General features: G+C 69.1%; 19 protein-coding genes. 10 read left to right on the top strand and 9 right to left on the bottom strand.

The window, feature by feature from the left end:
- Complete coding sequence (locus I6I07_RS11180) at positions 1-219, top strand: DUF2783 domain-containing protein (RefSeq protein WP_198486681.1); 219 nt, start codon at positions 1-3, stop codon at positions 217-219.
- On the opposite strand, the gene I6I07_RS11175 is transcribed toward I6I07_RS11180, so the two are convergent.
- Complete coding sequence (locus I6I07_RS11175) at positions 185-1102, bottom strand: LysR family transcriptional regulator (protein ID WP_198486680.1); 918 nt, start codon at positions 1100-1102, stop codon at positions 185-187. The two genes, I6I07_RS11180 and I6I07_RS11175, sit on opposite strands and share 35 nt — an antisense overlap.
- 166 nt (positions 1103-1268) lie before the next feature.
- Between I6I07_RS11175 and hmgA the strand changes: the two genes are divergently transcribed.
- Together hmgA and fahA are read left to right on the top strand one after the other, a co-directional pair.
- On the top strand, positions 1269-2567 hold the full coding sequence (gene hmgA, locus I6I07_RS11170; RefSeq protein WP_198486679.1) for a homogentisate 1,2-dioxygenase: 1299 nt from the start codon (positions 1269-1271) through the stop codon (positions 2565-2567).
- A 118-nt stretch (positions 2568-2685) separates the two neighbouring features.
- Positions 2686-4005 (top strand): fumarylacetoacetase, encoded by a 1320-nt coding sequence (gene fahA / locus I6I07_RS11165; protein WP_198486678.1) that lies wholly within the window; start codon positions 2686-2688, stop codon positions 4003-4005.
- 10 nt (positions 4006-4015) lie between these two features.
- Here fahA and I6I07_RS11160 read toward each other — a convergent pair whose 3' ends face one another.
- The 3 genes from I6I07_RS11160 to I6I07_RS11150 all read right to left on the bottom strand — a co-directional run bounded on the left by I6I07_RS11160 (position 4016) and on the right by I6I07_RS11150 (position 7984).
- Entirely contained in the window at positions 4016-4930 is a 915-nt protein-coding gene (locus tag I6I07_RS11160) for an acyltransferase (protein WP_198487487.1), read from the bottom strand.
- A gap of 179 nt (positions 4931-5109) precedes the next feature.
- The gene (locus I6I07_RS11155) at positions 5110-7005 is read right to left on the bottom strand and encodes an LTA synthase family protein (protein ID WP_198486677.1); all 1896 of its coding nucleotides are present in this window, start codon (positions 7003-7005) and stop codon (positions 5110-5112) included.
- A 250-nt stretch (positions 7006-7255) separates the two neighbouring features.
- The gene (locus tag I6I07_RS11150; protein WP_198486676.1) at positions 7256-7984 is read right to left on the bottom strand and encodes a FadR/GntR family transcriptional regulator; all 729 of its coding nucleotides are present in this window, start codon (positions 7982-7984) and stop codon (positions 7256-7258) included.
- A 150-nt stretch (positions 7985-8134) separates the two neighbouring features.
- Between I6I07_RS11150 and I6I07_RS11145 the strand changes: the two genes are divergently transcribed.
- The 5 genes from I6I07_RS11145 (at position 8135) to I6I07_RS11125 (ending at position 12797) form a co-directional block, all read left to right on the top strand.
- Positions 8135-8953 carry an NAD-dependent epimerase/dehydratase family protein gene (locus I6I07_RS11145; protein ID WP_232626037.1) on the top strand — a complete coding sequence of 273 codons (819 nt, stop codon included), beginning with the start codon at positions 8135-8137 and terminating at the stop codon, positions 8951-8953.
- Positions 8954-8970: 17 nt separating this feature from the next.
- Positions 8971-9852, top strand: coding sequence for an SMP-30/gluconolactonase/LRE family protein (locus tag I6I07_RS11140; RefSeq protein ID WP_054428969.1), 882 nt, complete (start codon positions 8971-8973; stop codon positions 9850-9852).
- Between the two features lie 120 nt (positions 9853-9972).
- The gene (locus I6I07_RS11135) at positions 9973-10950 is read left to right on the top strand and encodes a TRAP transporter substrate-binding protein (RefSeq protein WP_198486674.1); all 978 of its coding nucleotides are present in this window, start codon (positions 9973-9975) and stop codon (positions 10948-10950) included.
- A 9-nt stretch (positions 10951-10959) separates the two neighbouring features.
- Positions 10960-11523 carry a TRAP transporter small permease gene (locus tag I6I07_RS11130; protein WP_198486673.1) on the top strand — a complete coding sequence of 188 codons (564 nt, stop codon included), beginning with the start codon at positions 10960-10962 and terminating at the stop codon, positions 11521-11523.
- Positions 11514-12797, top strand: a complete 1284-nt coding sequence (locus I6I07_RS11125; RefSeq protein ID WP_006391382.1) for a TRAP transporter large permease — start codon at positions 11514-11516, stop codon at positions 12795-12797. Before I6I07_RS11130 ends, I6I07_RS11125 begins: the two co-directional genes overlap by 10 nt.
- Here I6I07_RS11125 and I6I07_RS11120 read toward each other — a convergent pair.
- From I6I07_RS11120 to I6I07_RS11100, 5 genes are all read right to left on the bottom strand, one after another.
- A complete protein-coding gene (locus I6I07_RS11120) occupies positions 12749-13540 on the bottom strand; it encodes a phosphatase PAP2 family protein (RefSeq protein WP_198486672.1) in 792 nt (263 codons plus the stop codon). The two genes, I6I07_RS11125 and I6I07_RS11120, sit on opposite strands and share 49 nt — an antisense overlap.
- A gap of 149 nt (positions 13541-13689) precedes the next feature.
- Positions 13690-15018, bottom strand: a complete 1329-nt coding sequence (locus I6I07_RS11115; protein WP_198486671.1) for a sensor histidine kinase — start codon at positions 15016-15018, stop codon at positions 13690-13692.
- Positions 15015-15728 carry a response regulator transcription factor gene (locus I6I07_RS11110; protein WP_198486670.1) on the bottom strand — a complete coding sequence of 238 codons (714 nt, stop codon included), beginning with the start codon at positions 15726-15728 and terminating at the stop codon, positions 15015-15017. Before I6I07_RS11110 ends, I6I07_RS11115 begins: the two co-directional genes overlap by 4 nt.
- A 40-nt stretch (positions 15729-15768) precedes the next feature.
- Positions 15769-17184 (bottom strand): FAD-binding oxidoreductase, encoded by a 1416-nt coding sequence (locus I6I07_RS11105; RefSeq protein ID WP_198486669.1) that lies wholly within the window; start codon positions 17182-17184, stop codon positions 15769-15771.
- 92 nt (positions 17185-17276) lie between these two features.
- Entirely contained in the window at positions 17277-17906 is a 630-nt protein-coding gene (locus tag I6I07_RS11100; RefSeq protein WP_198486668.1) for a BPTD_3102 family carboxylase-like protein, read from the bottom strand.
- Positions 17907-18215: 309 nt separating this feature from the next.
- On the opposite strand from I6I07_RS11100, the gene I6I07_RS11095 reads away from it, so the two are divergent.
- Positions 18216-19607, top strand: coding sequence for a phosphomannomutase/phosphoglucomutase (locus tag I6I07_RS11095; RefSeq protein WP_198486667.1), 1392 nt, complete (start codon positions 18216-18218; stop codon positions 19605-19607).
- 4 nt (positions 19608-19611) lie between these two features.
- On the top strand, positions 19612-21177 hold the full coding sequence (gene pgi / locus I6I07_RS11090; protein ID WP_198486666.1) for a glucose-6-phosphate isomerase: 1566 nt from the start codon (positions 19612-19614) through the stop codon (positions 21175-21177).
- The last annotated feature ends 27 nt before the right edge of the window (positions 21178-21204 follow it).

The raw sequence follows: 21204 nt of genomic DNA, 5'->3' as shown, positions 1-21204 counted from the left end.
ATGCTGAACACCGAAACCAACCTGGCCGCGCCGGACGACTTCTACGAAGCGCTGATCGACGCCCATCGCGACCTGAGCAACGAGCAGAGCCAGGAAATGAACGCCGCGCTGATCCTGCTGCTGGCCAACCACCTGGGCGACATGGGGGTGCTGCGCGAAGCCCTGGCGCAGGCGCGCGCGTCGGTCACGCCGGCGACGAACCCACCGCAAACGCATTGACGATCAGGGCGCGCAGCCACTGGTTGCCGCCATCGCGGTCGTAGCGGCGCTGCCAGTACATATTGGTCTGCAGCGCCGGCACCTTCACCGGCGGCGTCATGTAGCGCAGGCCAAAGGGCGGCGCGGCGCTGGCCGCCAGCTTCTCGGGCACCGTCGCCAGCAGGTTGGTGGCGCTGACGATGTATGGCACGGCCGAGAAATGCGGCACGCTGAAGTGCTCGGCCAGCATCACCCCGGCGCGCTCCATCGACTGGACCACCTGGCCGTAGGGCGCGGCGCGCGACACGATCAGGTGGCGCTCGGCGCGAAACGCCTTCAGCCCCATGCCGGCATGCGCGGTCGGATGCGCCTGGCGGAACAGCGTGGCGTACCCCTGCCGGAACAGCATGCGCTGCAAGGTGCCCGCCCCCATCTCGTCGAACGCGCCAATGGCCAGGTCGACCCGGCCCGCCTCCATCTCGCGCGGCAGGTCGGGCCCCTGCACCCGCACCGAATCGATGCGCACCTGCGGCGCGACCTGCACGCAGACTTCCATCAGCCGCGGCATGAAGTGGATCTCGCCGACGTCGGTCATCGCCACGCGGAAACGCCGCGTGCTGGCGGTGGCGTCGAACGCGTCCTGGTCCTGCAAGGCCTGCGACAGCATCGCCAGCGCCTCGCTCACCGGGCCGGCCAGGCGCTGCGCGCGCGGCGTCGGCAACATGCCCTGCGCGGTGCGCACGAACAGCTCGTCGCCGAAGGCCAGCCGCAGCCGGCGCAGGGCGTTGCTGACCGCCGGTTGCGACAGGTCCAGCCGCCGCGCCACGGCGGACAGATTGCGGTCCTCCAGCAGGTGCTGGAACAGGATCAGCAGGTTCAGGTCGACGTCGCGCAAGTCCGCCATTCAGGCACCCCTACTATTCACAAAATTTATAGTTGCTATTTTTGCATTCCCGTAGCCGTGGCGGGGGATTTTTCCGACAATGGCGTATCGGCGCCGGACATCCCCATCCGGCGCGCCACGACCAAGACCGCGCGGCAAAGCATCGCGCGCCACCCAGGAGGATTCCATGGAACTGCAATACCAGACCGGCTTCGGCAACGACTGTGCCACTGAAGCCCTGCCCGGCGCGCTGCCGCTGGGCCGCAATTCGCCGCAGCAATGCCCCTACGGCCTGTACGCCGAACAGCTGTCCGGCACCGCCTTCACCGCGCCGCGCAGCGAGAACCGCCGTTCGTGGCTGTATCGGATCCGCCCGGGCGCCCAGCACCTGCCGTTCGAGCCGTTCGGCGGCGCCGCGGGCTGGGAAAGCGCGTTCGGCCATGGCCCGGTCACGCCCAACCAGCTGCGCTGGAGCCCCCTGCCCATCCCCACCGCGCCCACCGACTTCGTCGAGGGCGTGAAGACCTGGGGCGGCAACGGCGGCCCCGACGAGCAAAGCGGCGTCGGCATCCACCTGTATGCGGCCAACCGCTCGATGCAGGGCCGTTATTTCTACAACGCCGACGGCGAGTTGCTGCTGGTGCCGCAACAGGGCCGCCTGCGCCTGGCCACCGAGCTCGGCCTGATCGACCTGGAGCCGCTGGAGATCGCCGTGATCCCGCGTGGCGTGCGCTTCAGCGTGCAGTTGCTGGACGACACCGCGCGCGGCTACATGCTGGAGAACTTCGGCGCCGCGCTGCGCCTGCCCGAACTGGGTCCGATCGGTTCGAACTGCCTGGCCAACGCCCGCGACTTCAAGACGCCGGTGGCCTGGTACGAAGACCTGGAAGGCGACTTCGAGCTGATCGCCAAGTTCACCGGCGGCTTCTGGCGCGCCTCGATCGGCCATTCGCCGCTGGACGTGGTGGCCTGGCACGGCACGCATGCGCCGTACAAGTACGACCTGCGCCACTTCAACACCATCGGCTCGATCAGCTACGACCATCCGGACCCGTCGATCTTCACGGTGCTGACCGCGCCGTCCGACACCCCGGGCACGGCCAACATGGATTTCGCCATCTTCCCGCCGCGCATCCTGGCGATGGAAAACACCTTCCGTCCGCCCTGGTTCCACCGCAACGTCGCCAGCGAATTCATGGGCCTGATCCAGGGCGTGTACGACGCCAAGTCGGACGGCTTCGCCCCCGGCGGCGCCAGCCTGCACAACTGCATGAGCGGCCACGGCCCGGATGCCGGCACGTTCGAGAAAGCCTCGCACGCCGATACCAGCCAGGCCCATTACATCCGCGACACCATGGCCTTCATGTTCGAGACGCGGCGCGTGATCCGACCGACGGCCCAGGCCATGGCCTCGGTAGAATTGCAGGGCGACTATTACCGGTGCTGGCAGGGCCTGAAGAAGCACTTCGATCCCCGCAAGGCGTGACCGGCGTTTCCGCCGTCACGCCCGCCCACGGCGATGCGCGCAAGCGCATCGCCGTTTGGCTTTGGATTTTCCCGGCGCCCGCCGGCCCCTTATAAACACTGAACGAGACATTCCCGCCATGACCTCTCCCATCAACGAAACCCACGACCCGTCCCTGAAGAGCTGGATCGCCAGCGCCAACACGGGGACGTCGGACTTCCCGGTGCAGAACCTGCCCTACGCCGCGTTCCGCCGCAAGGGCTCGCAGGAATCCTTCCGCCCCGGCGTGGCCATCGGCGACCAGATCGCCGACCTGGCCGCGCTGGCCGCCGCCAAGCCGTTCGAGGGCGCCGCCGCCGAGGCGCTGGCCGCCTGCCAGGGCGACAGCCTGAATGCGCTGATGGCCCTGGGCCAGGCCCACTGGAGCGCGCTGCGCCTGGCGCTGTCGCGCGCCCTGCGCGAAGGCGCCGCGCTGCGCGCCACGGTCGAGCCGCTGCTGGTGGCCCAGGCCGACGCCGAATACACCACGCCCGCCCGCATCGGCGACTACACCGACTTCTACATCTCGGTGCACCACGCCACCGCCGTGGGCAAGCAGTTCCGCCCCGACAATCCCCTGCTGCCGAACTACAAGTGGGTGCCGATCGGCTACCACGGCCGCGCCTCCAGCATCGGCGTGGACCAGAAGTTCGCCCGCCCCGTCGGCCAGACGCGTCCCGCCAACGAGGGCGAGGCGCCGCAGTTCGGCCCCTGCGCACGGCTGGACTATGAACTGGAACTGGGCATCTTCGTCGGCACCGGCAACACGCAGGGCGACCGCATCGCGCTGGCGGACGCCGACGCCCACGTGTTCGGCCTGTGCATCCTGAACGACTGGTCGGCGCGCGACATCCAGGCCTGGGAATACCAGCCGCTGGGCCCGTTCCTGGCGAAGAACTTCGCCTCGACCATTTCGCCGTGGATCGTCACGCTGGAAGCGCTGGAGCCGTTCCGCACGCAATGGAACCGCGGCCCGTCCGAGCCGCAGCCGCTGCCGTACCTGGCCTCCGACGCCAACCGCGCCAAGGGCGCCTACGACGTGCGGATGGAAGTGCTTCTGACGACCGAACAGTCGCGCGCCGGCAAGCAGGCGCCGGCCCGGCTGTCGGGCAGCAACTTCCGCGATGCGTACTGGAACGTGGCGCAACTGATCACGCACCACACGGTCAACGGCTGCAACCTGCAGCCGGGCGACATGCTCGGCACCGGCACGCTGTCGGGCCCGCAGCCGTCGGAAGCCGGTTCGCTGCTGGAACTGAACCACGGCGGCAAGAACCCGATCGAGCTGCCCTGGGGCGAGAAGCGCACCTTCCTGCAGGATGGCGACCAGGTCATCATGCGCGCCGAGTGCGTCAAGGCCGGCTACCCGCGCATCGGCTTCGGCGAATGCTCGGGCACGGTGCTGCCGGCGCGGGTCTGAGCGGCGCCCGTCAGGATCGGGGCGTGGCGGCCGCATCGGCCGTCAACGCCTCGATCTCGTCATCCTTGGCCTGCCATTGCTGGCCCAGCCAGTGGTGGAATTCGGTGCGGAAAGCCTTGTCGCGGCTGTAGTCGCCTTCGCAGAAGGCCGGCGGCACCGGCACGTGATGCATGCGCACCCGCACCTCGCCCATGCGGCCGCAGGCCATATCCCAGAAGCTGGGCACGCCCGCCGGATAGGCGATGGTGACATCGATCATCGAACGAAAGCGCGTGCCCATCGCGTTCAGCGACACCGCCAGCCCGCCCGCCTTGGGCTTGAGCAGGTGGCGGTACGGCGAGCCCTGCGCATCGCGCTTGGCCGGCGTGAAGCGCGTGCCTTCGGCGAACACCATCACGCTGGTCGGCACCAGCGAGAACTTCTGGCAGGCGCGGCGCGCGGTTTCCTGGTCCTGGCGTCCCAGGGCCGGATTGCGGCGCAAGGCCGCCTTGCCATGGCGCTTCATGAACGGGAAGTCCAGCGCCCACCACGCCAGCCCGATCACCGGCACGTAGATCAGCTGTTGCTTGAGGAAGAACTTCAGCAGCGGGATGCGGCGGTTCAGCGAGCCTTGCAGCACGAAGATATCGACCCAGGACTGGTGGTTGCAGTTGACCAGGTACCAGTCGGCGTAGCGCAGGCCGGTGTTGCCGCGCACGTCCCAGGGCGCGCGCTGGATGCGCGTGAACCAGGCGGTATTGACGCTGATCCAGGCCGTGGCGATGCCGTTCAGGATCGGATCGATGCGGCGCCTGGCCGCGGCGAACGGCAGCGCCAGTTTCAAGAGCGCCATGGGAAACAGCAGCAGGCACCAGAACAGCGTGCTGACGCCGATCATGAGCGTGCTGAACACGCCGGTCAGCCAGGCCAGGCGGCCACGCGGCACCGGCCAGCCACGCCAGCGCGGGGCCGGGGCGGACGCGGGCGCGTCGGTTGCATCAGCGACAGGGGGCCGGATCGGACCGGCGAGCGGATCGGGAAAAGTCATGAGCGCGAGTGTGCGAGGGCTGGCTTCGGGCCGGTTTGAGCGGGATCAAACCGGCCCCAGCCCCGGACGGGGTGAAGTCAAGGCAGGCGGTATTTTTCTTCGCGGTAGACCCAGCTGGCCCATAGCGCGTGCGCCAGCGCCTCCTTGGTCAGGGCTTCATCCGCCGGCTCGACCGGCTCGTAGGTCTCGTCCTGCCCGACCGGCGCGGCGCGGTAGCGGAATTCGCGCGGCGCCTTGGACGGTTCCAGCACCAGCAGCTTGTCGCCTTGCAGGTAGCCGAAATTGTCGGCGTACTGCATCAGCGCGCGGTTGGGATCGCGTTGCGTCAGGTCCGCGCCCAGCATCGGGTTGACGTTGTCGAGCCCGATCAGCGACAGCAGCGTGGGCGCCATGTCGATCTGGCTCACGATGCGTTCATCCTGGCGCGGCGCGATGCCGGCGCCCAGGATCAGGGCCGGGATCTGGAAGTGCCGCACCGGCACCGGGATCGAGCCGTACACACGGGAATCGTGGTCGGCGATCACCAGGAACACGGTGTTGTCCCAGTACGGCGCCTTGCGCGCCTTGTCGAAGAACTGGCCCAGCGCCCAGTCGGCGTAGCGCACGGTGTTGTCGACGCTGGCGGGATCGCCCACCGGCTGGATGCGGCCCGCCGGATATTCCCACGGCGAATGGTTGCTGACCGAGAACGCCAGCGTGAACACCGGCTTGTCGCCGTCGGCGCGCAGCAGGCGGTCGACCTGGGTGAACATGTCTTCGTCGGACGCGCCCCACGAGCCTTCGAACACCGGGTTCTCGAACTTCGGACGATCGACCACCTCGTTGAAGCCGTTGCCCAGGAAGAAGGCGCGCATGTTGTCGAAGTGCGATTCGCCGCCGTACACGAAGCGCGAGTGGTAGCCATGCTTGCCCAGCGCCTGCGCCAGCGTGAAGAAACCGGTCTGCGAGCGCGGCAGCTTCACCACCGCGTCGGCCACGCTGGGCAGGAAGCCCGCCGTGACCGCCTCGATGCCGCGCACCGAGCGCGTGCCGGTGGCGTAGGCGCGGTGGAACATCCAGCCCTCCTTGCCGAGGCGGTCGATGTTGGGCGTGAGGTCCTTGCCGCCCAGGCTGCCGACATACTGCGCGCCCAGGCTTTCCTGCAGGATGATCACCAGGTTGAGCGGCTTGTCGCGCCGCACCGTGGCCTTCTGCTCGTGCAGGCTGGGGTAGCGCGCATCCAGCGGCGCGCCCGTCAGGCCCGCCTTGTCGCGCACGATGGCGTTCATCTCGTCCACCGGCATCTTCGGATACATCGCCGCCGACGAGCGTTCGTCGCGCATGCGGTAGGCGGCATCGAACACACTGTAGAGCGAATTGAGCGCCAGCGAATTGACCATGGCGTCCGAACTGAACGCGACCTTGGCCGGGTTGATCGGGCGATGCTCCAGCGTGCCGCGCGCGCCCAGCACCACCAGCGCCAGGATCGCCAGCGACGCCAGCGGCCGCTTCCACCACGCCAGGAACGGATCGCGCACCCGCGCCGGGAACAGCTTGACCGCCAGCCAAGCGGCCACCAGCAGCGCCACCAGGGCGGCCAGCAACACGCCCTTGTAGCCCTGCCACAGCATCGAGCCGACTTCCTTCGGGTTGAGCAGGTAGATGAAATACAGGCGGTTCGGGCGCGTGTCGTATTCGGCGATGAACTGCGGCGTGGAGACTTCCAGCAGCACGTACAGCATCCACCAGACGCGGAACCACCAGGCGGTGACGCGCGCGGCCCATGGCCGGTGCCCCAGCCACGGCGAGAACACCGCCGGCAGCGCGATCACCATGGACAGCAGGCAGACGTCGATGCGCAGGCCGCCGAACAGCACCGGCCACAGGCCGCCGGCCGCCTCGACCCGGTCCCACATCCACAGCGACAGGCCCAGCCGGCTCAGCGTCAGCAGAACCAGCACGGACACGATGAAACGGAGCGTCAGGCGGCGCATGCGGCGGCCCTCCCCAGACAAATGGAATCCGTTGATGCGCCGCGCTTACCCAGCCAAACCATGCCTGCCGTCCGGTGATTGAAAACGGCCAAGGTTAACGCGGATTGACGCGCCGCAGCGCCGGCGGCGGCGCGGCACGAGGCCCGTATCAGGTGGATGACAACCTTGTCATGTTGTATGACATCCGATTTCGATGCCAACGCGCCACGCAAGGCGCCCGGCTACCCTCGGGCGCGCTCGCGGATCGGCGTCATTGCGCGCGGCGCAGGCGTTCGCGGCTGTTGCTCAGGTGGGTGCGCATCGCGGCGCGCGCGCCCTCGGCATCCTGGCGCATGATGGCGCTGTAGATGTCCTCGTGCTCCAGGTTGACGCGGGCCAGGTAGGCGGCGCGGTCTTCGTGGGCGAACTTGGCGGAATTGATGCGGGTGCGGGGAATGATGGCCGAGCCCAGGTGCGACATCAGGTCGGCGAAATAACGGTTGTCGGTGGACTGCGACACCAACAGGTGGAACTGGAAGTCGGGCGTGATGGTGTCGCCGCCGCTGTCCAGCGCGCCCTTGAAGGCGTCCAGCGCCCGCCGCATCTCGGCCAGCTGGGCCTCGCTGCGGCGCATCGCGGCCAGGCCGGCGGCCTCGCTTTCCAGGCAGATGCGCAGTTCCAGCAGCACCAGCACATCGCGCACCGTGGCGATATCGGCCGGGTCGACGCGAAAATCGCCGCTGCCGCTGGGCTCGAGCGCGTAAGTGCCGACGCCGTGGTGCGTTTCGACCAGGCCCGAGGCCTGCAGCCGCGACAAGGCTTCGCGCACCACGGTGCGGCTGACGCCGAACTGCCGCATGATCTCGGATTCAGTGGGCAGCTTGTCGCCGGGGCGGATCTCACCGCCGCGGATGCGTTCGGAGATGCTCTCGACCAGGCCCTGGGCCAGGTTCCGAGGACGACGCTGCGGCAAGACGGGGGTATCGACAGGAGCGTTCATCAGGGATTATCCGAGAGCGGTTGCGTGGCGCTTGACTGCAAAATTTCGTGCTTATTATACTTTGGACAGGTTGTACGATAACGTACCAGGTAAGTCCACTCCACCGCGCCATCCACCGAGCGTTGCGCCATGAGCCTAGCCGTCGACCGCATGCCTGCCTCCCCCCGCTGTCATCGCCTGTTATTGACCGGCGCGGCCGGCAACCTGGGCCGGGTCCTGCGCCCGCGGCTGAAAGCCCATGCCGACGTGTTGCGGGTCTCCGACGTCGCGGCCATGGCGCCCGCCGCGGCCGGCGAGGAGGTCGTGCCGTGCAACCTGGCCGATCCGGCCGCCGTCTCCGAACTGGTGCGCGGCACCGACGCCATTGTGCACCTGGGCGGCGTTTCCGTGGAGCGTTCTTTCGAGGAAATCCTGCCGGCCAACATCCAGGGCGTCTATCACGTCTACGAAGCGGCGCGCATCCACGGCGTGCGGCGCGTGGTGTTCGCCAGCTCGAACCACGTCATCGGCTTCTACGAACAGGGCGCGCGCCTGGATGCCGACGTGCCGTTGCGGCCCGACGGCTATTACGGCCTGAGCAAGGCCTACGGCGAAAACCTGTCGCGTTTCTACTACGACCGCTACGGCATCGAGACGGTCTGCCTGCGCATCGGCTCGTCGTTTCCCGAGCCCAAGGACCGCCGCATGATGGTGACCTGGCTCAGCCACGACGACCTGACCGACCTGGTGGTGCGCTCGCTGTTCACGCCGGACGTGGGCCACCTGATCGCCTATGGCGCGTCGGCCAACCGCGACAGCTGGTGGGACAACCACGGCGCCGCCGCGCTCGGCTTCGCCCCCGGGGACTCCTCCGAAATCTTCCGCGCGCAGGTCGAGGCGCAGCCGCCGCTGGCGGCCGACGACCCCGCCGCGCGCTACCAGGGTGGCGCGTTCGTCAAGGCCGGCCCGTTCCCCTTCCCCCCGCGCTGACACCCCTCTTCCCCATCATGGCAACCTCTGCCGAACGCATCGGAACCCTGCTTTGCGGCGTGGGCGAAAGCCCCGTGTGGCGCGCTGCCGACCAGGCGTTCCACTGGACCGACATCCCCGGCCGCGCGCTGTGGCGCTGGACGCCCGCCAGCGACCGGCTCGATCACTGGACGCTGCCGCAGATGGCCGGCTGCCTCGCCCCGCGCGGCGACGGCTGGCTGCTGGCGATGGAGGACGGCCTGTACGCCTGCGGGCCGCTCGTGGCCGGCCAACCCTGCCAGCCGCGGCCGCTGGCGCCGGTGCGCCATGGCGCGCCCGGCATGCGCTTCAATGACGGCCGCTGCGACCGCCAGGGCCGCTTCCTGGCCGGCACCATGGTCATGGACATGGGCCTGGCCCGCAACGCCGGCAAACTGTATCGCCATGCGCCCGGCCAGCCGCTGGAAGCGATCGTCGACGACCTGATCGTGCCCAACGGCCTGGCCTTCAGCCCCGACGGCAGGACCATGTACCTGTCCGACTCGCACCCGTCGCGGCAGGTGGTCTGGGCCTTCGACTACGACATCGACAGCGGCCTGCCGCGCAACCGCCGCGTCTTCATCCCGAAACTGCCGGCCGGCCGGCCCGACGGCGCCGCCGTCGACGCCGACGGCGGCTACTGGATCTGCGGCAACGAAGCCGGCCGCATCTACCGCTATACGCCGGACGGCCGCCTCGACCGCAGCCTGGACGTCCCGGCCGCCCGCGTCGCCATGTGCGCCTTCGGCGGGCCGGACCTGGACCTGCTGCTGGTCACGTCCATCCGCCCCGCGGACGCCGCCCCCGATTCCGCCGCCGGCGCCGTCTTTGCCCTGCGCCCCGGCGCGCGGGGCCTGGAGGAAACCGCAAGCGCCGGTTAGCACCCGACCGCGGCGCCCCAGGCGCCCAAGCACGAGTAGTGAGCAGGTCCGTACACATCGAAGAGCTTCGGGGCCGCAATGGCCCTCAACGAAACGCCGTACTCCCAACCGGAGGTAGACATGTTGCGCCCGACCCTGACCCGCGCCATCCTGGCCGCGGCCGCTTTGCTGACGCTGATTCCCGCCACCCATGCCGCCGAGCTGCGCTCCGCGGACATCCATCCCGACGATTACCCCACCGTGCAAGCCGTGCGCCAGTTCGGCGAACTGGTCAAGCAGCGCACCAACGGCCGCATCACCATCAAGGTGTACGCCGGCGGCGCGCTCGGCAATGAAGACGACTCGATCGAGCAGGTGAAGATGGGCGCGCTGGCCATGGCGCGCGTGTCCAGCGCGGCCATGCACAACATCTGCCAGACCACCCGCGTGCCGTCGCTGCCATTCCTGTTCCGCTCCAAGGATCATCTGCACAAGGTGCTCGACAGCGAACTCGGCGAACAGATCCTGAAGTCCTGCGAGTCGGCCGGCTTCGTCGGCCTGGCCTGGTATGACAGCGGCTCGCGCTCGATGTACACGCGCAACAAGCCGATCAAGACGCTGGCCGACGCCAAGGGCCTGAAGATCCGCGTGCAGCAGTCGGATCTGTCGGTGGCGATGGTGGAAGCCATGGGTGGCAACGCCACGCCGATGCCGATGGGTGAGGTCTACACCTCGCTCAAGACCGGCCTGGTGGACGCGGCCGAGAACAACTATCCGAGCTACGAAAGCGCGCACCACTACGAGGTCGCCAAGTACTACGCGCTGACCGAGCACACCATGACACCGGAAATGCTGATCTTCTCGAAGCGGCAATGGGACAAGCTGTCGGCCGAGGACCAGAAGATCCTGCGCGAGGCCGCGCGCGAATCGGTGCCCTACATGCGCAAGCTGTGGGACGAGCGCGAACAGAAGTCGCGCGCGGTGGTCGAGAAGGCCGGCTCGCAGATCATCGAGGTGGACAAGGCCTCGTTCCAGGCGGCGATGAAGCCGGTGTACGACCGCTTCGTCACCACGCCGGACATGAAAGACCTGGTCGCCAAGATCCAGGCCGTCCAATAAGGAATCCGCATGTTGGCTACCTCCACCCATGACCCGGATGTCGCGGCGGGGGGCCGGGCGCATGCCCCGGCTGCCCCGCTGGACGTCTTTTCCCGCGGCTGCGCCCGGCTGGCGCGCCTGTGCATGTGGACCAGCGTGTTCGGGCTGGTCTGCCTGATCATCGCGGTCACCTTGCAGATCTTCGGCCGCCACGTGCTGAACAGCACCCCCACCTGGGCCGAGAGCCTGGCGCTGCTGCTGGTGCTGTACGTCACCATGCTGGGCGCCGCCGTCGGCGTGCGCGACGCCGGCCACATCGGCTTCGAGTCGCTGGTCGACGCCTTGCCGGCGGCCGGCCAGCGGCGTTTGAAGATATTCATCCACCTGCTGGTGCTGCTGTTCGGCGCGCTGATGGCGTGGAACTGCGCCCTGCTGGCCGAATCCGTGTGGGCCTACAAGATTCCCAATCTTGGCATCTCCAACGGCTGGAAATACGTGCCCGCGGCCCTCTCCGGCGTACTGATCGCGCTGTTCTCGATCGAGCACATCATCGCCCTGTTGCGCAACCAAAAGGTGGTACCGGCATGGCGCTGACCCTACTCTCGTTCACCTTCATGGGCTTCCTGGTGATCGGCGTGCCGGTGGCGTTCGCCATCGGGCTGTCGTCCATCACCGCGATCATGTACGAGGACCTGCCGCTGGCGGTGGCCTTCCAGCAGATGACCTCGGGCATGAATGCGTTTTCGTTCCTGGCCATCCCGTTCTTCATCTTCACCGGCGAACTGATGCTGTACGGCGGCATCGCCGACCGCATCGTCGCCTTCGCCAAGTCGCTGGTGGGCCACGTGCGCGGCGGCCTGGGCATGTCCAACGTGGTGGCCTGCACGCTGTTCGGCGGCGTGTCGGGCTCGCCGGTGGCGGACGTGTCGGCGATGGGCTCGGTGATGATCCCGATGATGAAGCGCGAGGGCTACCACGCCGACTACGCGGTCAACGTCACCACCCACGCGGCGCTGGTGGGCGCGCTGATGCCGACCAGCCACAACATCATCATCTACACGCTGGCGGCGGGCGGCAAGGTGTCGATCGCGGCGCTGATCGCGGCCGGCGTGGTGCCGGCGCTGATTCTGACGCTGTGCAACCTGGCGGCGGCGTATTTCGTGGCCCGCAGCCGCGGCTATCCGGCCGGCACGTTTCCCGGCTGGCACATCGTGGCGCGCTCGCTGGTGGCCGCGACGCCGGGGCTGTTCGTGGTGGTGCTGATCATCGTGGGCATCCTGAGCGGGGTCTTCACCGCCACGGAATCGGCCGCGGTGGCCGTGCTGTACGCGCTGGCGCTGACGGTCTTCGTCTACCGCTCGCTGACCTGGGACCAGTTCGTACGGGCCGCCAGCAAGGCGGTCAAGACGACCGGCGTGGTGCTGCTGCTGATCGGCATCTCGGCCACCTTCGGCTACCTGATCAGCTTCTACGGCGTGGCGGAAAAGACCGGCGAGCTGATGGCGTCGGTGTCCACCAGCCCGTGGGCGATCTTCCTGATGGTCAACGTGATCCTGTTCGTGCTGGGCACGTTCCTGGACATGGCCGCGACCATCCTGATCTGCACCCCGATCTTCCTGCCGATCTGCATGCAGTACGGCATGGGGCCGGTGCAATTCGGCATGGTGATGCTGCTGAACTGCGCGCTGGGGCTGAACACGCCGCCGGTGGGCACCACACAGTTCGTGGGGTGCGCCATCGGCGGGGTCTCGGTCGGCACCGTGATGCGGACCATCTGGCCATTCTACGGCGCCTTGCTGGCGGCGCTGGCGCTGGTCACCTACGTGCCGGCGTTCTCGCTGTGGCTGCCGGGCGTGCTGCTGAATTGAACCCCGGGCATGCGGGCCGGGCCGCGCGAGGCGGTCGGGCCCCGCAGCACCGGCCAGAAGAACAGTGCGGCCAGCAGCCACATCAGGGCCGCCGACCACAGCGTCTGGCTCAGGAAATGCGCGCCCTGCAGGACGCGCACGATCGAGAACCCGACGCCCGCGGCGATGCCCACGGCCAGCCCCCACCAGCGCCATCCGGGCCGCTGCGCGGCCCAGCCGGCGAAATACAGGGTCAGCATCGAGTAGCCGGCGCCGGCGTGGCCGCTCGGCAGCGCCCCGCCCGCCTTGGCGCGATCCCAGGTCCACCATGACAGCGGATACGGGGTGTACCCGCCCAGCGTCTCGAGGTCAAAGGGGCGCGGCAGGGTGGTGTGGTGCTTGAGCTGCGTGACGGCCAGCTGCCCCACGATACAGGTCGCCGCCACCGCCAGCGCGGCGCCGCGCAGGTGGCGCCACGCGGGAATGCGGTAGCTGGCCGCGGCCACGCCGATCGCGCCCAGCGCCATGCCGATGGGCAGGGCCAGCACCATGCGATGGCCGACCAGTTCGAGCCAGCGGTTGGTGTGCAGGGGGAAGTCGTCCAGCGGCACGCTGAACAGGGCGCGGGCGATGGCCAGGTCCAGGCCTGAGACGTTGACCCACCATGCCAGGCACGCCAGCATCAGCGTCACCCCGAGGACATGCGTGGAAAAGTAGAAAGCGGGCGTCGGCCGGACGGCCGCTGGCGGAGAAATGGGTGACATGTAGCGCGGGGGACGATGGCGCTCGGCCGAAGCAAACAGCTTAGGCGGCCGATAGTCGAAAATTCGTCAAATTCGGCCTCGCCGGGAACGGGCTGGCGCCCCTGAAGTAGCCCCCTGAAGTAGCCCCTGCCGTCGCCCCCGTGGTTGCCCTACGCCGCGCCCCCCGCCGCGTCCAGGCGCAAGGTGAAACGGGTGCCGCGCTGCGGCCCCTCGCGCGACGAATCCACCGTCAGCGTCCAGCCCTGCATGTCGCAGACCCGCTTGGCGATGGCCAACCCCAGGCCGCGCGCGGTTTCATCGCGCCCGGCCGTGCCCGAATCCCGCAGGCGGCCGCTGTAGTAACGGCGGAACAGGAATGGCAGGTCGTCCGTCGCGATGCCCTTGCCGTCGTCGCTCAACTGCAGTGCGCCGTCGGCGCCCAGGCTGGCCGTGAGCGTGGCCGGCGCCGCATGTTCGACCGCGTTGCGCACCAGGTTGCGCAGGACGGTCAGCAACGCGTAGCGGTCGAGGATGCGGATGTGGTCCGCCGGGATGACGTTGTCGAAACGCAGTTCGGCCATGCCGGCCTGGGTCTCGTAGCCGCGCCAGGCGTCCAGCATGCATTCGGACAGGTCGACCGGCTCGGGCGGGCGCATCTGGTCGCGGGCCATGGCGCGGGCGCTTTCCAGGCAGACGATGACGTCGTCGACGTTGTCGATCACCCGCGTCAGCCGCTGGCGCTGGTCGGACGTCAGGTCCTGGGTCAGCAGCATCAGTTCGCTGTCGGAGCGGATCGCGGCCAGCGGCGTGCGCACCTCGTGGCTGAGGTTGCCGGCGAACTCGCGTTCGCGCGCGATCGAGCGGTCGACCTGGTTCTGCACCCGGTTGAAGGCCTCGATCAGCCGGCCCGCCTCGTCGTCGCGGGTCACGGCCAGGTCGGGCGCGCCGGGCGCCCAGGTCGACAGGCGGTCGGTCAGGTCCAGCAAGGGACCCACCGCCACCGCCGCCACCCGCCGCGACAGGGCGTAGGCCCCGACCACGCAGATCGCGCCGACCCCCAGCACGATCAGGCCGAAATCGTGCACCCGCTCTTCGTTGTCGGTGGCGTCATACAGCAGGTAGACCTTGCCGTTGCCGGTGTCGGCCACCATCACGTGCCAGGTGTAGGCGCCGGGCTCGATCAGGTGCAGGCCGTTGTCGAGCCCGCGGATTTCCTCCGGCATGCCGACGGGCGCCTCGCCGTCGACGCTGAGCCAGGCGCGCATCGAGCCGCCCAGTTCGCGGGCGCCGCGGCGTGGCAGGAACTGGTCGCTGGTGCGGGCATGCTGCACCAGGCGGTCCATTTCGGTGTTGAGGATGTCGTTCACCAGATCGTCTTCCATCTGGTCGAACGTCAGGTAGGCGAGCAGGGCCAGCGCGGTCACGAACAACGCCACGGTGCCGGTCAGCGCCCACACCACCCGTTGCGTCAGGGTCCCGCTGCCCGCGATCCGGCTCATGCGCCGCGCTCCGCCGTCACCAGGCGCCAGCCGGTGCCGTGCATGGTCTCGATGCCGTCGAAGCCGGCGTCGGCCAGGGCGCGGCGCAGCAGGTGGACCTGGCTGCGCAGGGCGTCGGACGACGGCGGCTCGCTGCCCCACAATTGCGATTCCAGTTCCTCGCGCGACACCACCCGGCCCGGATCGCGCAGCAGCGCTTCCAGGATGATGATGGCCTTGCGCGTCAGGTGCACCGGCTTGCCGCCGATCGACACAACGCGGCTGCGGGTGTCATAGGACAGGTCGCCGAACACCCGCACCGTGTCCACGGTCGAGCCCTTGGCGCGCTGGATCAGCGCCAGCAGGCGCGCCTCGACCTCGAGCAGCGCGAAGGGCTTGGTCAGGTAGTCGTCGGCGCCATGGGAGAAACCGGCCAGCTTGTCGTCCAGGCTGTCGCGCGCCGTCAGCACCAGCACCGGCAGCGGCAGGCGCCGGTCCGCGCGCACGGTGTGCAGGACCGCGTGGCCGTCCATGCCGGGCAGGCCGATGTCCAGGATCATCGCGTCGAACCGCTGCTCTTCCAGGCGCTTGAGCGCGGCGGGGCCGCTGTAGGCCACGTCCGGCAGGAAACCGCGCGCTTCCAGGAAGGTGTACAGATTGCCGGCGATGATGTGATCGTCCTCGACGATCAGGATCCGGTGATTCGCACCCGCTGCGGGACTGGCCGCCATGTTCTCGTTCCCCATGGAAAGAAGGTTGTGTGCGCCCCGCTCAGGCTTGCAGCACCTTGCCGGGATTCATCAGGCCTTGCGGGTCGAGCGCGCGCTTGATGCGGCGCATCAGGGCCAGCTCGACCGGACTCTTGTAGCGCGGCAGCTCGTCGCGCTTGAGCTGGCCGACGCCGTGCTCGGCGCTGATGGAGCCGGCATGCGCATGCACGCTGTCGTGCACCACGCCGTAGATATCGCTTTGCAGCGCCAGCAGTTCGGCCTCGGTCTGGCCCGGCGCGTTGGCGACGTTGTAGTGCAGGTTGCCATCGCCCAGGTGGCCGAAGATCACATGGCGCACGCCGGGAAAGCGCGCCTGCAGCAGGCCGTTGGTCTGGTGCACGAAACCGGCGATGGCCGAGATCGGAATCGAGACGTCGTGCTTGACCGACTTGCCCAGCTCGGCCTCGGCCAGCGGAATGCTTTCGCGCAGGTGCCACAGCGCCTTGCTCTGGGCGACGTTGGCGGCGATGGCCGCGTCGTTCACCAGGCCGGCCTCGATGGCCTCGCCCAGCACCGTCTCGAAGCGTTCGCGCGCATGCGCCTCGCTTTCGCTGTCGGACAGCTCCAGCAACGCGAACCACGGCGAGGCGGCGGACGCGCCGTCGAACGGCAGGCGCTGCTGCGGGAACAGGCGCACCACCGCCTGCAGGCAGTCGCCGCTCATCAGTTCGAAGCCGGTCAGCGCGGCGCCGAAGCCGGCGCGGGCGCGCGACAGCAGCTCGACCGCGTTGTCGATGCTGTCCAGCGTCAGCAGCGCGGTGCAGGACGCCACCGGCCGCGGGAACAGCTTGAGCGTGGCCGCGGTGATGATGCCCAGCGTGCCTTCGCTGCCGATGTAGAGATCGCGCAGGTCGTAGCCGGTGTTGTCCTTGCGCAGGCCGCGCAGGCCATTCCAGATCTCGCCCTCGGCGGTGACCACTTCCAGCCCCAGCGCCAGGTCGCGCGTGTTGCCGTAGCGCAGCACCTGGGTGCCGCCGGCGTTGGTGGCGAGGTTGCCGCCGATGGTGCAGCTGCCCTCGGCCGCCAGGCTCAGCGGAAACAGCCGGCCGGCGTCGGCGGCGGCCTGCTGCACGGCCTGCAGGATGCAGCCGGCTTCCACGGTAATGGTGTCGTTGTCGGTATCGAGCGCGCGCACCCGGTTCAGGCGCGCGGTGGACAGCACCACGGCGCTGCCCGAGCCGTCGGGCGTGGCGCCGCCGCACAGGCCGGTATTGCCGCCCTGCGGCACCACCGGCACGCCATGACGCGCGCACAGCTTGATGGCATCGGCCACTTCCTGCGTGGAGCCGGGCCGCACCACGGCCAGCGCCTGGCCGCGATAGCGGCGGCGCCAGTCCAGCGCGAAAGGTTCGGCATCGGCGCCGGTCAGCACATGGGACTCGCCCAGGAGGGTCTGCAATTCGCTCAGCAAGGTCATAGGCGCCGCACGGAAAAATCGCGCCGGGCCGCGCCCGGGCGCTGTTCAAGGTTGGTGCGGACTATTGTAGAGGCAGAGCGGGCGCGGCGGCCTTAGCCGACCGCCTGGTCCAGGCGCGTGCCCGTCAGGCCCGTGCAATAGGCGCGCGAGGCGATGCGGTTCATCAGGAACGCCCGGTCCACGCCGGCGGGGCCGGGCATTTCGGACAGGGCGCGATAGGCGCGCCGCAGCGCTTCGCCGCGGGTGGCGCCGCACACCAGCAGGTGCGTGCACGGCATGTGGCGATCGGCGCAACCGTCGATGCGCACTTCCAGCGCATGCGCCGCGACCGGCTCGAAATCGGCCACGGCGGCGCCCGAACGCGGCTGGGCCTCGGCGCGGATCACGCGGAACACGCCGCTGCGGTCATCCAGCGAAAAGGCCACCGTGCCCATGCCCTGCCAGGCGCGATCCCGCGCCACGCTGGCGGCGATCCCGCGCAAGGCGCTTTCGACCGAGGCCGGCAGATGCGGCGCCGGGCATTCGGCGATCAGCACGCGGGCGTCGCGCCAGACACAGCGCTCCCAGGCGCGGCCCGTGGCCAGTTCGCCCTCGGGCGATACGAATACATGAACGTCGAGCCGGCGTTCCCGCCCGGCCGCCGGCCCGACGAAGTCCGTGGGCGGCCCGCGCCTGCGCCTGGCGCCGCCCGATGACGTGACTGTGGATACTTTGGCTCCCATGGGCCCCTCCGGTCTTTCTGGTCTTTCTGCTTGCATGACAAGCGTATCACCTTCGGATGACCAGCAAGTTCCATGCCATCGGTCGCCAAGATAGGAAGGGTCCGGTTCCGTTGCGCCGGCGCACCGGAACAAGGCGAAAAGGGCCCCCATCGCGCACCAGATCAGGGCGGCACGCGGCCGGCCAATGGAGGATAATTCAACTCCGCCCCCCCTGGGCCGGCATGCGCCGGCATCCGGGTTTACCAGCAGGCCGCCGCCCTCCCGGACGGTCCTGCCGCGGCAAGCCGTAGCAAACAATAAGGATCCGACGTGGCCGACAACGCGCAATTCCCCTCCTCCGTCTTCAAGGCGTATGACATCCGCGGCACCGTGCCGGATCTGATCGACGCGCGCTTTGCCCGATCGCTGGGCGCCGCGCTGGCCGCGGTCGCGCACGACCAGGGCGTGCAGACGCTGGTGGTGGGCCGCGACGGCCGCCTGAGCAGCGAGATGCTGTCGCAGGCGCTGCAGGAAGGCATGCTGGAGGGCGGCGTCGATACCCTGGATATCGGACAGGTGCCCACGCCGCTGGTGTACTTCGCCACCCACATCATGCAAACCGGCTCGGGCGTGGCCATCACCGGCAGCCACAACCCGCCCAAGTACAACGGCTTCAAGATGATGATGGGCGGCCGCGCCCTGTATGGCGAGGACGTCCAGGCCCTGGCGCGCCGTATGAACGGCGCCGCCGACGCGCCCGCCGCCCGCACCGGCGTGCGCCGCGAGCTGGATCTGGTGGCCGCGTACATCGCGCGCGTCGCCTCGGGCGTGAAGCTCGCCCGCCCCATGAAAATCGCGATCGACTGCGGCAACGGCGTCGCCGGCGCCATCGCCCCGAAGCTGTTCCGCGCCCTGGGCTGCGAGGTCACCGAGCTGTTCTGCGAAGTGGACGGCACCTTCCCCAACCACCATCCCGACCCGGCCGAACCGAAGAACCTGCAGGACCTGATCCACTGCCTGGCCACCACCGACTGCGAACTCGGCCTGGCCTTCGACGGCGACGGCGACCGCCTCGGCGTGGTGACCAAGTCCGGCCAGATCATCTGGCCCGACCGCCAGCTGGTGCTGTTCGCCCGCGACGTGCTGGAACGCAATCCCGGCGCCACCATCATCTACGACGTCAAGTGCAGCCGCCATGTCGGGCTGTCGGTGCAGGCGGCGGGCGGCGAGCCCCTGATGTGGAAGACCGGCCACTCGCTGGTCAAGGCCAAGCTGGCCGAGACCGGCGCGCCGCTGGCCGGCGAGATGAGCGGCCATATCTTCTTCAAGGAACGCTGGTATGGCTTCGACGACGGGCTCTACACCGGCGCCCGCCTGCTGGAAATCGTGTCGCGCCACGCCGATGCCGGCGCGCCGCTGGAGGCCCTGCCGCAGGACGTCTCGACCCCGGAATTGAAGCTGGAAATGGAAGAAGGCCAGCCGTTCACGCTGGTGCAGGCGCTGCAGGAGCAGGGCCAGTTCCCCGGCGCTGTGCGCGTGGTCACCATCGACGGCGTGCGCGCCGAGTATCCCGACGGCTTCGGCCTGGCGCGCCCCTCCAACACCACGCCGGTCGTGGTGCTGCGCTTCGAGGCGCAAACCGCCGAGGCGCTGGCGCGCATCCAGGGTGACTTCCGGCGCGAACTGGCTAAACTGGCGCCCGACGCCTCCCTGCCCTTTTAAGAACATGTCCCTGCTCAACAGCCCCGCCTGGAAACGCTTCGCCACCGAGGCACGCAACGCCGACCGGCGCGGCGAGCAATTGCGACTGATCAACGCCCCCGGGCTGCGCCTGGACCTGACCGCGCAGGCGCATTCGCCGGCATTGCAGGAAGCCGCCGCCGCGCTGCTGGAGCAGCAAGGCTTCGAGGCCGCCCGCGCGCAACTGTTCGACGGCGGCAACGCCAACTGGACAGAGCAGCGCCCGGCCTGGCATACCGCGCTGCGCGCGCCCCAGCCGCCGGCCATGGTGGCCGCCGCGGTGCTGGCCGAGCGCGAGCGCGTGCGCCAGTTCGTGCGCGCGGCCGACGCCGCCAAGCGCTACCGCTGCGTGCTGCACCTGGGCATCGGTGGCAGCGACTGGGGGCCGCGCCTGGTCAACCGGGCGCTGCGCTACGGCGGCATCCATCGCGAAGTGCACTTCGCCTCGAACGTCGATTCGCATTCCGTGGCCGACGCCATGGTGCGCCTCGACCCGCACGAAACGCTGGTGATCGTGGCGTCCAAGTCGTTCACCACCACCGAACCGCTGGCCAATGCCGAAGTCGCCATGAACTGGCTGCGCGACGCCGGCGTGGCGGATCCGATCAAGCAGGTGGTGGCCGTGACGGCCAACGTCGAGGCCGCGCTCAACCTGGGCATCTCGCCGGACCACATCTTCCAGCTCTGGGATTGGGTCGGCGGCCGTTATTCGCTCTGGTCGGCCATCGGCCTGCCGGTGGCGCTGGCGCTGGGCAACGACACCTTCGATCAACTGCTGGCGGGCGCGGCCGCCATGGACGAGCATTTCCGCCACGCGCCGCTGGCCGAGAACGCGCCGCTGCAACTGGCCCTGGCCGGCGTCGTCAACCGCAGCGTGCTGGGCTTCGACTCGCTGGTCATCGCGCCGTACGATTCGCGCCTTTTCCACGTGGTGCCCTGGGCGCAGCAGCTCGAGATGGAATCGCTGGGCAAGGTGGCCACGGCGGACGGCAGCCCCACCGGCGTGCCGACCGGCCCCGCCGTCTGGGGCATGCCGGGCACCGACTGCCAGCACACCTTCTTCCAATGGCTGCACCAGGACACCGCGGGCGCGCCCGTCGACTTCATCCTGTGCGAACAGCCCGACCACGCCTACGCGCGCCACCATGAACTGCTGATCGCCAATTGCCTGGCCCAGCGCGCCGCGCTGCTGCGCGGCAAGTCGTTCGAGGAAGCGCTGGCCGAAACCTCGCAGGTCGAGGCCGATCCGGCGCGCGCGCGCCTGCTGGCGCAGCACAAGGTGCATCCGGGCGGGCGGCCGTCATCGCTGATCGTGCTGCCGCACCTGGAGGCCTACACGCTGGGCGCATTGCTGGCGCTGTACGAGCACAAGGTGTTCGCGCAAGGCGTGATCTGGGGCATCAACCCGTTCGACCAATGGGGCGTGGAATTCGGCAAGGCCCTGGCCAAGAACATCATCCGCGAACTGGACTCGCCGCAGCAGCAGGTCGCGCCGCAGGACCCCTCCACCCGCTTCTGGATCGACGCCATCGCGCGACGCAACCCGAGGTAGGCGCTCGCCGCGGCGGCGGGCCCGGTG

Origin of the sequence: Achromobacter deleyi (assembly GCF_016127315.1) — a bacterium.
GTDB lineage: Bacteria > Pseudomonadota > Gammaproteobacteria > Burkholderiales > Burkholderiaceae_B > Achromobacter > Achromobacter insuavis_A.
This window is presented reverse-complemented; position numbering and strand designations above follow the sequence as displayed.